At 59.4% G+C, this 14,618-nt stretch carries 13 protein-coding genes; 3 read left to right on the forward strand and 10 right to left on the reverse strand.

Going from position 1 to position 14,618, the window contains the following annotated elements:
- From AC3ITY_RS02940 to AC3ITY_RS02950, 3 genes are read left to right on the forward strand one after another with little or no spacing between them, the layout of a single operon-like run.
- Window positions 1-759, forward strand: coding sequence for a hypothetical protein (locus AC3ITY_RS02940; protein ID WP_489307542.1), 759 nt, complete (start codon window positions 1-3; stop codon window positions 757-759).
- Window positions 760-817: 58 nt separating this feature from the next.
- Complete coding sequence (locus tag AC3ITY_RS02945) at window positions 818-1,546, forward strand: hypothetical protein (RefSeq protein WP_489307543.1); 729 nt, start codon at window positions 818-820, stop codon at window positions 1,544-1,546.
- Window positions 1,543-2,181, forward strand: a complete 639-nt coding sequence (locus AC3ITY_RS02950) for a hypothetical protein (protein ID WP_489307544.1) — start codon at window positions 1,543-1,545, stop codon at window positions 2,179-2,181. The genes AC3ITY_RS02945 and AC3ITY_RS02950 overlap by 4 nt, the downstream gene beginning before the upstream one ends.
- Before the next feature lie 21 nt (window positions 2,182-2,202).
- Here AC3ITY_RS02950 and AC3ITY_RS02955 read toward each other — a convergent pair whose 3' ends face one another.
- The 10 genes from AC3ITY_RS02955 to aroQ form a co-directional block, all read right to left on the reverse strand.
- Entirely contained in the window at window positions 2,203-4,977 is a 2,775-nt protein-coding gene (locus AC3ITY_RS02955; protein ID WP_489307546.1) for a hybrid sensor histidine kinase/response regulator, read from the reverse strand.
- A gap of 100 nt (window positions 4,978-5,077) precedes the next feature.
- The gene (purD, locus tag AC3ITY_RS02960; protein ID WP_489307548.1) at window positions 5,078-6,373 is read right to left on the reverse strand and encodes a phosphoribosylamine--glycine ligase; all 1,296 of its coding nucleotides are present in this window, start codon (window positions 6,371-6,373) and stop codon (window positions 5,078-5,080) included.
- A gap of 189 nt (window positions 6,374-6,562) precedes the next feature.
- On the reverse strand, window positions 6,563-8,170 hold the full coding sequence (purH, locus tag AC3ITY_RS02965; RefSeq protein WP_489307550.1) for a bifunctional phosphoribosylaminoimidazolecarboxamide formyltransferase/IMP cyclohydrolase: 1,608 nt from the start codon (window positions 8,168-8,170) through the stop codon (window positions 6,563-6,565).
- Window positions 8,171-8,251: 81 nt separating this feature from the next.
- Window positions 8,252-8,572, reverse strand: a complete 321-nt coding sequence (gene fis, locus AC3ITY_RS02970; RefSeq protein ID WP_007907419.1) for a DNA-binding transcriptional regulator Fis — start codon at window positions 8,570-8,572, stop codon at window positions 8,252-8,254.
- A complete protein-coding gene (gene dusB, locus AC3ITY_RS02975) occupies window positions 8,569-9,579 on the reverse strand; it encodes a tRNA dihydrouridine synthase DusB (RefSeq protein ID WP_223461686.1) in 1,011 nt (336 codons plus the stop codon). Before dusB ends, fis begins: the two co-directional genes overlap by 4 nt.
- Before the next feature lie 184 nt (window positions 9,580-9,763).
- Window positions 9,764-11,017: a DUF3426 domain-containing protein gene (locus AC3ITY_RS02980; RefSeq protein ID WP_489307551.1), complete on the reverse strand. Its 1,254-nt coding sequence runs from the start codon at window positions 11,015-11,017 to the stop codon at window positions 9,764-9,766.
- A gap of 30 nt (window positions 11,018-11,047) precedes the next feature.
- Window positions 11,048-11,926, reverse strand: coding sequence for a 50S ribosomal protein L11 methyltransferase (gene prmA / locus AC3ITY_RS02985; protein ID WP_489307552.1), 879 nt, complete (start codon window positions 11,924-11,926; stop codon window positions 11,048-11,050).
- A 326-nt stretch (window positions 11,927-12,252) separates the two neighbouring features.
- Complete coding sequence (accC, locus tag AC3ITY_RS02990) at window positions 12,253-13,611, reverse strand: acetyl-CoA carboxylase biotin carboxylase subunit (protein WP_429366255.1); 1,359 nt, start codon at window positions 13,609-13,611, stop codon at window positions 12,253-12,255.
- A 17-nt stretch (window positions 13,612-13,628) separates the two neighbouring features.
- Entirely contained in the window at window positions 13,629-14,093 is a 465-nt protein-coding gene (gene accB / locus AC3ITY_RS02995) for an acetyl-CoA carboxylase biotin carboxyl carrier protein (protein ID WP_115947748.1), read from the reverse strand.
- Window positions 14,094-14,117: 24 nt separating this feature from the next.
- A complete protein-coding gene (gene aroQ, locus AC3ITY_RS03000) occupies window positions 14,118-14,573 on the reverse strand; it encodes a type II 3-dehydroquinate dehydratase (RefSeq protein ID WP_489307554.1) in 456 nt (151 codons plus the stop codon).
- Window positions 14,574-14,618: the final 45 nt, after the last annotated feature.

Here is a 14,618-nt window from a genome sequence, read left to right on the forward strand (position 1 = left end):
ATGGATCAGTTTGATATAGACGCCAGTATTCAACGGTTGCGTTCTTATGAAGTGGATATCGTTCGGTCGGGTAATCCATATGGCGATATTCAGGAGCCTGCCAAAGCTGCTGTTGTAGGGGAAGGTATTCTGGCATTCACCGCAAATCTCAGTGCGCAGAATCGGGAGGATGTTTTACATGCCTTTCTTTTTGCGAGCCTTGTTGCGAATAAAAAATACCCAGAAGAGTCGCAGGGGAAAGAGTGGTATCTGCAGTTTGTTGAGGTCATGTCGAGTGCCGGTTGGGTGCCCTCTCAAAAATACTACAACGATCTAAATGTAAGCGGGAACACCGTTCGCATGGATAAACTGGTGCTGGAGATTCTTGGCTCGGTCATCGCGGGGCTTGCACTACCAGGAACGGCCACTGCCTTGATGCTCAAAGTAGCAGGCGACGCCGTTAGTGCTTTGAAAAAACGCGAAACCGAACTGACAGTCTACGAGCGAAACATGTTGGATCATGGCGTCGGCGGTATGGCAGCCGGGACCTGTACTGAACAAAACGGTGAAGTCACTTTGGCACTGGGGACGGTACGTTTTATTCGTGAGAATACCTCCACTAAAGTGCTGTTCGTGGATGTCGATTCCCGTAAGGTCAAGCTGTATCGTGGTGAGTCCGTTTTCCGGAAAGTACCTTCGCTCGTGGAAAGTAATCGAGAGTATATTCGAACAACACTTGGCGATAACGCCAAGCGCAAGATTGGTGAGTACGAAATCTGATTTGCCTTTTCAAAAGGTGGCCGTGTAACGGCTGCCTTTTTTTAATTGAGGATGCAGTATGAACAACGAATGTTCGGTATCTGCCGTTGGTGCAGCGATTGTTTTTGTGCCGGTTGATTATGAAGAGTCCGCAGCTAACGACTTGAAGAACTCCATTTTGTTGGCGCAGTTGCTCGCGAATAAGCGGCTTTTAAAAAAGCCGGAAGCCTATTGGTTTGATGTTTATGCAGGCGTGCTGGACGATTTTTGGGTCCGCAGCGCTAAATATAGGCAAGATATCGCGCTTGAAAAAAACAGCTCTACCACGCCGATCCAATGGGTATCCCGGTTGATGGCCCACGGTAGTGATGATGAAGTTCTACCCTTGGCCGCATTCTCGGAGTGGGTGGCGCGACTACCTGCTACCTCGCCTGAAGTAAACTTGCTGCGCAGCCAGGTACAGCAGGTGAATGTGGGTGAAGAGAGGCTTGCTTCTGCCACAGCGAAAACAACGCATCTACTGGTCATTTTGGCGCAAAAGCCAGCATCCATGATTTGCCTGTGCCTTGAGTTCAAAACACGGCAAACAGTAGAGGGCAATCCATGGGCGCAGCATTTTCAGGCTGACTTGATGGATGGCCATGTTTCGGCGCGTTATTTCCGCGCCAGGCTTTCGGAAACGTTGTACGCGTTATATCGCGATGCGATTGCCGCGAAAATCAAAGATCGGGTGAGTGGCAGCGTGTTGAGCTTCGCTGAGGTCGTTGATCTTTCTACCGTACTTCCCCGTGAGGAGCGTGGATCATGACAGATTCGATTCCACGGGCGGCTGTGGTGGGGGGAAGCGTCATCGCGTTCGCGGGTGATTTGCCGGAGTCTCATCGGGAGGACATTTACCTGAGCACCCTGTATGCACAAAGGGCTACACGTGAGGCGTACAACCATGGGCTGTCGGGTGACTGGTTCAGCTACTACCGCAACACGCTCAGGTACATCGGCTGGGACGTACCTGTTCCAGAAAGCTTGTCTTCGATGCCGGGTAATACGGTGGCGACCCAGGCATCAGAAAGCATTTCCAGACGTCTGGGGGAGCCATTCTCAAGCTCCATGACGGCGGCGTTGGCGGCGCTGGAAAGGGACCGAGCGGCAATCGAGTTGTTCGAAAACAGCAGCATTTCGAGTAGCGGCGGGTTCTTTCAGATGATTCCTTGTGTTTTGAAAGGCCAGAACAGGGTTGAAATGGGGATCTACCATCGACAGTTCCAGCTTTACCGAAACATGCCCGGATTCTTGTTCGTGAATGATGAGAGTCTGCTTCACAGCAGCACCGAGCAAATGTCGCTCATCACCTTTAACACGCTCTACTATGCGCAATTTCGGGAAAAGGTGAAAAAAGCAGTGCTTTCCCAGTCGATGAATTACCTCAGAAGTCTTGATATCTGAAGTCGGTTTTAGGGCAAGGGATCAGAGTGTCGAGGCGGTCTGGCTCTGCTGATCGCGCTGGGCGACCCAGTGTTCGATCAGCTCTCTCAACTGCGACAACTCCACCGGTTTGGCCATGTGCCCGTCCATGCCGGCCTGCCGTGCCCTTTCTTTATGTTCGGCCAGGATATGGGCGGTCAACGCCACCACAGGGGTGCGAGCCCGCTGGTTGCCGACTTCCCAGGCACGCAATTGCTGGGTGGCCGAGAAGCCATCGAGGATAGGCATTTCGCAGTCCATCAGCACCAGGTCGTAGCGTTGGGCCTTCATCGCCTGCAAGGCTTCTTCGCCGTTGCAGGCGGTATCCGGTTGCAGGTTGAGCTTGCTCAGCATGCCGCGGATCACCTTGGTCGAAATGCTGTTGTCTTCGGCCACCAGAATGCGGAAGTCGCAGGGGACCTTGACCGGCAGGGCCGGGCCGCTTTGCACTGGGTGGGTGGCGACGAGACCGTTGTTGCGTTGGGTCAGTTCATCGGCCAGGGTGGTCTTGAGGGTGTAGCCGGCCACTGGTTTGGCGAGGATGCGCTTGATCCCGGAGTTGCGCGCGATGATCTTGCTCGGTGCGTTGCTGATGCCTGTGAGCATGATCAGCAGGATGTCATGGTTCAGGCTCGGGTCTTCCTTGATCTTGGCTGCCAGTTGCATGCCGGTCATGCCCGGCATGTTCTGGTCCAGCAGGACTACATCGAAGTAATCGCGCAAATGAGCCTTGGTGCGCAGCAGTGCCAGCGCTTCCTTGCCGGAAGACGCGGCGCTGACATTCAGGCCCCAGGCGCTGCATTGCTGCACCAGCACCTTGCGACAGGTGTCATTGTCGTCCACCACCAATACCCGCGCACCTTGCAGCGGGCCGTCGAGGTCGGAGGTCGGGTGTTCGAGGCGATCCGGGTCCAGCGGCAGGGTCAGCCACAGGGTGCTGCCCTGGTTGCTGCCACTCTTGATCCCGAATTCCCCCTGCATCAAGCGGATCAGCTGGCGGGCAATCACCAGCCCCAGGTTGCCGCCCAGGTGGGTGGCCGAAAGGAAATGCCGGCTGTGCAGTTCGGCGTGCATCAGGGCGTCGCGTTCTTCTGCGTTCATGGGCTCGCCGCTGTCCTGCACGGCGATCCGCAGGCGTGGCTTGGTGTTGCGCTCGTCGAGCGCCACGACGATCAGGATTTCGCCTTCATCGGTCTTTTTCAGGGCGTTTTCAAGCAGGCTCAACAGAGTCTGGCGCAGGCGTGTCGGGTCACCGCTGATCACCCGCGGCACTTGTGGCTGGATGAAGCTGATCAACTCGACGTTTTGCTGCTCGGCCTTGGCGCGGAAGATGCTCAGGCAATCTTCGATCAGCGCGTTGAGGTCGAACTGCACATCGTCCAGTTCGATCTGCCCGGACTCGAGTTTGGAGATGTCGAGAATTTCGTTGATCAGTGTCAGCAGCTCGTTGCCCGCGCTGTGGATCGTCTGCACATAGTCGCGTTGCTTGACCGATAGCGGTGTGCCCAGCAGCAGCTCGGTCATGCCGAGGACGCCGTTCATCGGGGTGCGGATTTCATGGCTGATCTTCGCCAGGAACTCGGCCTTGGCGTTGATCTCGGCGTTGCTGGCCGCCAGGTCACGACTGATGCTGAAACGGTCTTCGGTGATGCGGCGCTGGCGCTCGCTCAATGCAATGCTCATCAGCAGGCCGCTGATGCAGATGACCACCAGCAAGGTGGTGAGCAGGCCATGGGGTTCGATCAGGGTCAGCCCCAACAGCGCCGGCAGGATGACCAGTGTCCCGAGGTTGAACACCACCATGGCCGCCACGAAGAGGCGAGCCGGGCGATAACCTTTTTGCCAGTGATAGGCGCTGATGAACAGCATGGTCAGGCCTGCAAGGGCCACCAGGCCATAGGTAATGAAGTTCAGCGGTAAGGTGTTGACGAACAGCAGCATCAGGCTGCAGGCGGTGATGAGCAGGACCTCGCCGAGCAGCAACCGGTTCAGCGGATGCGGCCCGAGCGGGGAGAAGAAACGATGGGCAAGCATCAGGCCGCAGGGCGCCGTCATTAACAATGCCAGGTAAGCTCCCGGCGTTTGCAGTGCATGCCAGTCCGGCAGCCAGGGACCGGCGAGGTTCAGCAACAACAGCAGGCTGAGCATCAACAGCCCTTCGCACGTCGCCAACCAGAGGGCACTGTGCGAGCGGGTGTAGGTGTAGCGGATGAGATTGTGCAGGATCAACATGGCGATGCAACCGAACAGCAGGCCATAGATCAGCGTCTGAATCTGGTTGGCAGCCGCGAGGATCGCCGATTGCAGGGTGATATAGGGCCGTAACTGGTGATCGGAGGCCAGTCGCAGGTAAACGTCGAGGGGGTTGTCGCTTTGCGGCAGAGCCAGCATGAAGTCGCTGCTGGGCAATGGTCGCTCGGATTGTGGCTGTTCGTTGCCCGTGCTGGATTGATCGATCAGCTTGTCGCCGTCCAGTACGTACATGCTGAACTGGCGCAGGTCAGGCGCGAACACCCGCAGCAACTGTTCGTGTTTGCCCGGTGCGAGCCTGAATCGCAACCATAGCGCGCCATCGGGTTCGGCCGCGGTAATGCGGTCGAGTTCGATGGGGCTGAATTGATTGGCGTAACGTGCGGAACGAATGTCGCTCAGTTGCAAGTCGCCCTGTTCGTCGAGCAATACCGCCCAGCCACTGCCTTGCGTGGCCTGGGCCGGTAGCATGCAGAGCAAGGTCAGCAAAGTGACGGTCAAGCTTATGGCAATCCTGAGCCAGCGCACGGCGAAATCCCTTCGTTAGGTTGATGCCAGAATATAACGATGCGCGACGCCGGAACAGCCAGGCAATAAACCGTGTTCATTGCCTGGCGCGGTGTTTACCTTAATCCTGATTTTCGCCACGCTCGCGGGCAATGGCACGGTAGCCAATGTCCTTGCGATAGAAACAGCCTTCCCAGTCAATCGATGCCGCCAGTTTGTAAGCCTGCTGCTGTGCAGCGTCGACGCTGGCGCCCATGGCTGTGGCGCAAAGTACCCGACCACCGGCCGTTACGACTTGACCGTCCTTGAGCGCAGTACCGGCGTGGAAGACTTTGCCTTCCAGTGCAGCTGCTGCATCCAGGCCATTGATGGCCACGCCTTTGGCGTAGTCACCAGGATAGCCGCCCGCGGCCAGCACGATACCGACGCTCGGACGTGGATCCCATTGCGCTTCGACCTTGTCCAGCGCCTGCGCCAGAGCCGCTTCGACCAACAGCACCAGGCTCGACTGCAAGCGCAGCATCACCGGTTGGGTCTCAGGGTCGCCGAAGCGGCAGTTGAATTCGATGACTTTTGGGTTACCAGCCTTGTCGATCATCAGGCCTGCGTACAGGAAGCCAGTGTAGACGTTGCCTTCCTCGGCCATGCCGCGCACGGTCGGCCAGATCACCAGGTCCATGACGCGCTTGTGCACTTCGGCGGTGACCACTGGCGCCGGGGAGTAAGCACCCATGCCGCCGGTGTTTGGACCGGTGTCGCCGTCGCCGACGCGTTTGTGGTCCTGGCTGGTGGCCATCGGTAGCACGTTCTTGCCGTCGACCATGACGATGAAGCTGGCTTCTTCGCCGTCCAGGAATTCTTCGATGACTACGCGCGAACCCGCATCGCCAAAGGCATTGCCCGCCAGCATGTCGCGCACGGCGTCTTCGGCTTCGGCCAGGGTCATGGCGACGATCACGCCTTTACCAGCGGCCAGGCCGTCGGCCTTGATCACGATCGGAGCGCCTTTTTCACGCAGGTAAGCCAGGGCCGGCTCGATTTCGGTGAAGTTCTGGTAATCGGCAGTCGGGATCTTGTGGCGAGCCAGGAAGTCCTTGGTGAAGGCTTTCGAACCTTCCAGCTGTGCAGCGCCAGCGGTCGGACCGAAGCAATCCAGGCCACGGCTGCGGAACAGGTCCACAACACCGGCAACCAGTGGCACTTCAGGGCCAACGATGGTCAGGGAAACGTTTTTCTCGGCAAAGTCTGCCAGTTGCTCTAGCGCCAGTACGTCGATGGCGACGTTCTCGCACTTGGCTTCGATGGCGGTACCGGCGTTGCCCGGAGCCACGAATACCTTCTGCACACGCGGATCCTGAGCCACTTTCCAGGCCAGGGCGTGTTCACGGCCACCGCTGCCAATGATCAAAACATTCATTTCAAAAACCTCGGATGACGCTAATTCTGTTTTAGAACCTAAAGCGCTTCACGCTTTAGGAGGTTGCAATGAAGCCGGTAGATGCAAGGCGGAGTCGGCCTCGATGAGCGGAGTTGCCTTTTGGCAATGAGCATCATCGAGGTCGGCTCCAACGCAGCAGATGCCGGCTTCAGTGCGACCGTTGTCGGATTAGTGACGGAAGTGGCGCATGCCGGTGAACACCATCGCGATGCCGGCTTCGTCGGCAGCAGCAATCACTTCGGCATCACGCATCGAGCCGCCTGGTTGGATCACGGCAGTCACGCCCGCCTTGGCCGCATTGTCCAGACCGTCGCGGAACGGGAAGAATGCGTCGGAAGCCATCACCGAGCCGGCTACCTGCAAGCCGGCATGTTCTGCCTTGATCGCAGCAATTCGCGCAGAGTTTACGCGGCTCATCTGGCCAGCGCCGACGCCGATGGTCTGGCGGTTCTTGGCGTAGACGATGGCGTTGGACTTGACGTACTTGGCGACTTTCCAGGCAAAGATCAGGTCATGGATTTCCTGTTCGGTCGGAGCGCGCTTGGTCACGACTTTCAGGTCATCAGCGCCGATCATGCCGATGTCGCGGCTCTGTACCAGCAGACCACCGTTGACGCGCTTGTAGTCCCAGGCCGCCGCGCGGTCAGCCGACCACTCGCCGCAGGCCAGCAGGCGTACGTTGGCTTTGGCGGCGACGATGGCGCGGGCTTCTTCGCTGACCGACGGCGCGATGATCACTTCGACGAACTGACGCTCGACGATGGCCTTGGCGGTCTCGGCATCGAGTTCGCGGTTGAAGGCGATGATGCCGCCGAACGCGGATTCGGTGTCGGTAGCGTAGGCCAGTTCGTAGGCCTGACGGATGCCGCCTTCGGCATCAGGGCTGACAGCCACGCCGCACGGGTTGGCGTGCTTGACGATCACGCAAGCCGGCTTGACGAAGCTCTTCACGCATTCCAGCGCGGCGTCAGTGTCGGCCACGTTGTTGTACGACAGTTCCTTGCCTTGCAGTTGGGTCGAGGTGGCGATGCCGACTTCGGCAGGCTTGGCTTCAACATAGAACGCCGCGCTCTGGTGCGGGTTCTCGCCGTAGCGCATTTCCTGGGCCTTGATGAACTGGCTGTTGAAGGTGCGCGGGAATTCGCTGCGGCCGGAGGTCGAGAGGGTTTCGGCTGCCTGGTTCACGGTGCCCATGTAGTTGGCGATCATGCCGTCGTAGGCGGCAGTGTGCTCGAAGGCCTTGAGCATCAGGTCGAAACGCTGGGCGTAGGTCAGGCCGCCGGCCTTGAGGTTTTCCAGGACGCTGGCGTAATCGCTGGCGTTGACCACGATGGCCACGTCCTTGTGGTTCTTGGCAGCGGAACGGACCATGGTCGGGCCGCCGATGTCGATGTTCTCGATGGCGGTCGGCAGGTCGCAGCCTGGCTTGCTGATGGTGGCTTCGAACGGGTACAGGTTGACCGCTACCAGGTCGATCGGCTTGATGCCGTGCTCGTTCATGATGGCGTCGTCGATACCGCGACGACCGAGGATCCCGCCGTGGATTTTCGGGTGCAGGGTCTTCACCCGGCCGTCCATCATTTCCGCAAAGCCGGTGTAATCAGCGACTTCCACTGCGGCAACGCCGTTGTCCTGCAGCAGCTTGAACGTCCCGCCGGTGGAAAGGATCTCGACGCCCAGGGCTTCAAGCTCTTTGGCGAATTCGAGGATCCCGGTCTTGTCGGAAACGCTGATCAAGGCGCGGCGGATCGGCAGGCGGGTAGTCTGGTCGGTCATCTCAATTTCCATCAAAAGCAAAGGAGTCAGCAAAAAAGGCGACCGGTTTTACGCGGGCGCCTTTCTGGTTTGATTGAATGCTTACAACAAATCGTACTGCTTGAGTTTCTTGCGCAGCGTGCCTCGGTTCAGCCCGAGCAGCTCGCTGGCCTTGGTCTGGTTGCCCTTGACGTAATTCATCACGCACTCGAGCAGGGGAGCCTCGACTTCGGAGAGCACCAGGTTGTACACATCCGTGACGGCAGCGCCCTCAAGGTGGGCGAAATAATTGTGCAGCGCCTTCTCGACACTCCCGCGAAGGGTCTGGCCTTCTTCGCTTGGCGTATTGAGGTGCTGTTTCAAATTTACGTTGTCGCTCACGGGTGTTGTTCCACTCACTAAAGTCTCGGTCATCATCGTCATGCGGCCACCCACTCTCCGTCCCCTGTCAGGCTCTTGTAACGCTCGGCGAAAAACGCCTGAACGTTGGCGCATTGTGTATCCGTACCATCCAAACGATTGAAGTGGGCGCGAAACTCCCTGGCGCCCGGCAGGGTTGCGAGATACCAGCCCACATGCTTTCGAGCAATGCGCACACCCATGACATCGCCATAGAAGGCGTGCAGGGCAGCCAGATGCTCTAGCAGAATGCGTTCCACCTCGATCAGTTCCGGTGCCGGGAGTTTCTCGCCGGTACGCAGGAAATGGTCGATTTCGCGAAAAATCCATGGCCGCCCCTGGGCAGCCCGGCCAATCAACAGTCCATCGGCACCGGTCGCGTCGAGCACGTACCGGGCCTTTTCCGGCGAATCGATATCGCCATTGGCGAAGACCGGAATCGACACCGCCTGCTTGATCGCGGCAATGGTGTCGTACTCGGCTTCACCGGTGTACAGGTCGGCACGGGTGCGGCCATGCACCGCCAGCGCCGTAATGCCTGCCTGCTCGGCGATCTTCGCCACCGTCAGGCCGTTCTTGTTGTCCCGGTCCCAACCGGTCCGGATCTTCAGGGTAACCGGCACATCGACCGCAGCCACGACGGCCTGCAGGATCTCGGTTACCAGGGTTTCATCCTTCAACAGGGCGGAACCGGCAGCCTTGTTGCAGACTTTCTTTGCCGGACAGCCCATGTTGATATCAATAATCTGCGCGCCCATTTCAACGTTGGCACGGGCGGCGTCCGCCAGCATCTGCGCGTCGCCACCGGCGATCTGTACCGAGCGTGGCTCGGGATCGCCTTCGTGGATCATGCGCATGCGCGACTTGCGGGTGTTCCACAAACTCATGTCGCTGGTGACCATTTCCGAGACGACCAGTCCCGCGCCCAAACGCTTGCACAGCTGACGAAAGGGCTGGTCGGTGACTCCCGCCATGGGGGCGAGAATCAAGCTGTTATGTAATGTGTATGGGCCGATGCGTACCGCCGACATAGGACTTCCCTGTTGTGGGGCCGGATCATGAGAGTTCGAAAAAGGGTTGGCATGATACCCGCTCTCGATGACTGGATAAAGGCTGAATTGAACAAAATCTGAACAGTTACTCTGTTATTACCCGTGGTTTGGTTTGCCAGGGGGAGTCAGAAAACCGACGTTAATCCCGGAACGATGACGCGTTTCACTCCGGAGAGTGAAAGCTCAAACTGTAGTTCACGGCCTTGGCGCCAGGGTCGAGAATGTCCAGGGCAATGTGAATAGGCGTTTGCGGAGGCATTTCGGCCATGCCTTCGAGATCGCCATTGAGGTACTCGCCCGGCTTGAAGCGGCGACTGGCGATCAGGTGGCCATTGAGGTCGGCGAAGCGCAGTTCCAGCAGCGGGAAGGGCTGGGAGAAGGGCGCGCGGTTATAGATGATCGCATCGACCACCAGGGCGCCATTGAATTCGGGATGGCTGCGCACCACCAGGTTGCTGCTCTTGATTTTCGCGATATCGACCTTGGAGGGCACGGTGCAGCCGATTTGCGGGCACAGTTGCTGGAACCACGGGCGATACTGGTCCTGTCGCGCCAGTTCGTCGAAATGGTAGGCGATGTATTGGCCGGCGAGGGCGCCAGCGGCAATCAGCACCAGCAGCAACCACAACAGCCGTCGACCCCAGGGCGAGCGGCGTTTTTGCCAGTCCAGTTGCAGCGGGTCGTCGGTCAGGTCTTGCAGCACTTCGGCACGCACGCCCGGCTCGCTGCGTTCGCGTCGCTTGCGCAGCGGTTCGATCGAGGGCAGGTCGTCGTCGATTTCGTTCTCGTCGGCGGCCGACAGGCGTTCGTGGCTCAGCGGTGCATCGAGCGGGTCGTTCAGGCGCAGCTGGGGTGGTTGCTGCTCGTCGTCGAGATCAACCGGCTCCAGGGATAGCGAAGGTTCGGTGCGCGAGGTTTTGCTCGGTTCGACCGTCGGCTCTGGTGTTTCAAGGCTGTCGAGCGGTTCGTCGACTTGTGCGCGATCGGCCGCCGACGCACTGAACAGGCTGTCGGACCAAGGCTCCTCGTCATCCTGCCCGGTGCTATCGCGACGGGCGCTCAGCGAGTCGTCGCGATGGCGACCGAACTCGGTGGTCGGCTGGATTTCCCGCTGTTCGAGCCGGGCGAGCTCTTCATCGAGGTCGAGGCTGTCCAGGTCCAGTTCGGCCGCGCTCCATTGCTTTTGGCTGATGGCGCGCGGCGGCGTTGGATCAAGGGGCTCCGCAGGCTGCACAGGCGGGAGCGGCGTCGCGACCGGTGACTCCTTGCCGGCCTGCTCAAGCAACTGCCTGGCGGCATTGAACACCTGCAGGCAGGAGCCGCAACGAACCACCCCGCGCGCCATGCTCAACTGGGCATGGCTGACGCGGAAGCTGGTTTGGCAATGCGGGCATTGAGTGACGAAGCTATCGGTCATGCGGCGATCCGGATTATGCAGGCGGCCATTCTAGCGCCGACGGCCAGTGATGCGCACCCAGCCATCGCGATTGGCGATCGGGTCCAGATCGAAGTCCTTGGCGTAGGCGGCAGCGACTTCATCGCCCTGTTCGGCGAGGATGCCCGACAGCGCCAGGCGCCCGCCCGACTTGACCAGGCCCGACAGCTGCGGCGCCAGGGAAACCAGCGGACCGGCGAGAATGTTGGCCACCAATACGTCGGCCTGCACCTGCGGCAGGTCTTGCGGCAGGTACAGCGGGAACAGCTCGTCGGCGATACCGTTGCGCCCGGCGTTGTCGCGGGAGGCTTCCAGCGCCTGCACGTCGATATCGGTGCCGACTGCTTCTTTCGCGCCCAGCAGCAGGGCGGCAATCGCCAGAATCCCCGAGCCGCAGCCAAAGTCCAGCACGTTGCAGTCTTTCAGGTCCTGGCCGTCGAGCCATTCCAGGCACAGCGCGGTGGTCGGATGGGTGCCGGTGCCGAACGCCAGGCCCGGGTCCAGCAGCAGATTCACGGCATCCGGTTCCGGCGCGGCATGCCAGCTCGGCACGATCCACAGGCGCTGGCCGAATTGCATTGGCTGGAAACCATCCATCCAGCTGCGTTCCCAGTCCTGGTCTTCGATCACTTCGCTGTGGTGCTCGGGCAGCGGGCTGCCGGTCAGCAGCTCCAGATGGGCCAATACCGGGCCTGGCTCGGTGCCACCTTCGAACAGGGCCAGCAGGTGCGTGTGGGACCATAGCGGCGTGGTGTTGAGTTCCGGCTCGAAGATCGGCTGATCTTCGGCGTCCATGAAGGTCACCGACACGGCGCCCACTTCAAGGAAAGCGTCTTCATAGGTTTCGGCTTGTTCTGGGCTGATGGCGAGACGTACTTGCAGCCAAGGCATGGCGGGCACCTTTGAAAAATATTGATTGCAGCCTAGCGGGCTGCGAGAAGGGCGCAAGTTTACGCGAGCGCGGGGCAGATGACGACCGGGTTGGTAGAGTTCAGGCGTGAACGAAAGACCTGTGGCGAGGGAGCTTGCTCCCGCTGGAGCGCGAAGCGGTCCCAAAACGGCAGAAACGGATCTGTCTGGTCTAGCCGGGCTTAATGGTTTTGCGGTTGCTGCGCAACCGAGCGGGAGCAAGCTCCCTCGCCACAGGATTACACAGGGCTGCAGTGTCCATATACAACAAAGCCGCCCGAAGGCGGCTTTGTTGATCGGATTGAAGCTTAGTGCTTCTCGCCAGCCAGCTTGTGCTCGAGGTAGTGAATGTTCACGCCCCCTTTGCAGAAGCCTTCATCGCGGGTCAGGTCGCGGTGCAGCGGGATGTTGGTCTTGATCCCGTCGACCACGATTTCGTCCAGCGCATTGCGCATGCGCGCCATGGCTTCGTCACGGGTTGCGCCGTAGGTGATCAGCTTGCCGATCAACGAATCGTAGTTCGGCGGAACCGCATAACCACTGTACAGGTGCGAGTCGACGCGAACGCCGTTGCCGCCTGGCGCGTGGAAATGCTTGACCGTACCCGGGCTCGGCATGAAGGTTTTCGGGTCTTCGGCGTTGATCCGGCATTCCAGCGCGTGACCGCGGATGACCACGTCATCCTGGGTGAACGACAGTTTGTTGCCGGCGGCGATGCTGAGCATCTCCTTGACGATGTCGATGCCGGTGACCATTTCCGAAACCGGGTGCTCTACCTGGACACGAGTGTTCATCTCGATGAAGTAGAAGCGACCGTTTTCGTACAGGAACTCGAAAGTGCCGGCGCCACGGTAGCCGATATCGATGCAAGCCTTGACGCAGCGTGCGAGTACTTCCTCACGTGCGTTCTCGTCGATGCCCGGTGCCGGCGCTTCTTCAAGAACCTTCTGGTGACGACGTTGCAGCGAGCAGTCGCGGTCGCCCAGATGGATAGCGTGGCCCTGGCCATCGGAAAGTACCTGGACTTCCACGTGACGTGGGTTGGTCAGGAATTTTTCCAGATAAACCATCGGGTTGCCGAACGCCGCGCCTGCTTCGGAGCGGGTCAGTTTCGCCGAGGAAATCAGGTCTTCTTCTTTGTGCACGACGCGCATGCCGCGACCACCGCCGCCGCCAGCGGCCTTGATGATCACCGGGTAACCGACTTCGCGACCGATGCGCAGAGCGGTTTCTTCGTCTTCCGGCAGCGGGCCGTCAGAACCCGGTACGGTCGGAACGCCAGCGGCGATCATGGCGTGCTTGGCCGATACCTTGTCGCCCATCAGGCGAATGGTTTCGGCTTTCGGGCCAATGAACGCGAAGCCGGATTTCTCGACCTGTTCGGCGAAGTCGGCGTTTTCCGCAAGGAAACCGTAGCCAGGGTGAATGGCGGTGGCGCCAGTCACTTCGGCCGCGGCGATGATTGCCGGAATGTGCAGGTAGGAGTGGGCGGCCGATGCCGGACCGATGCAGACGGATTCGTCTGCCAGGCCCAGGTGCATCAGTTCCTTGTCAGCCTTGGAGTAAACGGCGACGGTCTTGATGCCCATCTCTTTGCAGGCGCGCAGGATCCGCAGGGCGATCTCACCGCGGTTGGCGATCAGAACTTTTTCCAACTTCGCAGTCATCAAAGGCTCTCCGCGGTTCAAACGATGGTGAACAGCGGTTGGTCGTACTCAACCGGCTGGCCGTCTTCGACGAGGATGGATTCGATCACACCGCTGGTTTCAGCCTCGATGTGGTTCATCATCTTCATGGCTTCAACGATGCACAGGGTGTCGCCTTTCTTCACGGTCTGGCCGACTTCTACGAAGGACGGCGAGGATGGCGAAGATTTGCGATAGAAAGTACCAACCATCGGCGAACGGGCAACGGTGCCGTTCAGTGCTGGAGCGGCGGCAGCAACAGGTGCGGCAGCGGCAGCCGGAGCGGCGGCAGCGACAGGCGCAGCGGCCGGAGCATGCATTGGAGCTGGTGCGTAGTACTGCTGAGCCGGGGTCTTGCTATGACGGCTGATGCGTACGGACTCTTCGCCTTCCTTGATCTCGAGCTCGTCGATGCCGGACTCTTCCAGCAATTCGATCAGTTTCTTAACTTTACGGATATCCATGAATCATCAACTCCCAAGGGTCGGTCAGGGGCGGTTAACTTGTTGTTCAAGCTGTTCCAGGGCGGCCTCCAGGGCCAGTCGATAACCGCTGGCGCCAAGGCCGCAGATCACTCCCACCGCTACGTCGGAGAAGTAAGAGTGATGGCGGAAAGGTTCGCGTTTGTGCACGTTAGACAAATGCACTTCGATGAATGGGATGCTCACCGCCAGCAGCGCGTCACGTAATGCGACACTTGTATGTGTAAAAGCTGCTGGGTTGATCAGAATGAAGTCCACGCCTTCGCTGCTGGCAGCGTGGATGCGGTCAATCAATTCGTACTCGGCGTTGCTTTGCAGGTGCAGCAAATGGTGACCGGCTTCGCGGGCACGGCGTTCCAGGTCCTGGTTGATCTGCGCCAGCGTCGTGGCGCCGTAGGTGCCCGGTTCACGAGTGCCGAGCAGGTTCAGGTTGGGTCCGTGCAGAACGAGTAGCGTCGCCATCGGCGGTTCCTTTGTTATCTGTGAGCAATTGTCAGAACCCGGCGA

It is taken from the genome of Pseudomonas sp. GL_091 (genome assembly GCF_057837725.1).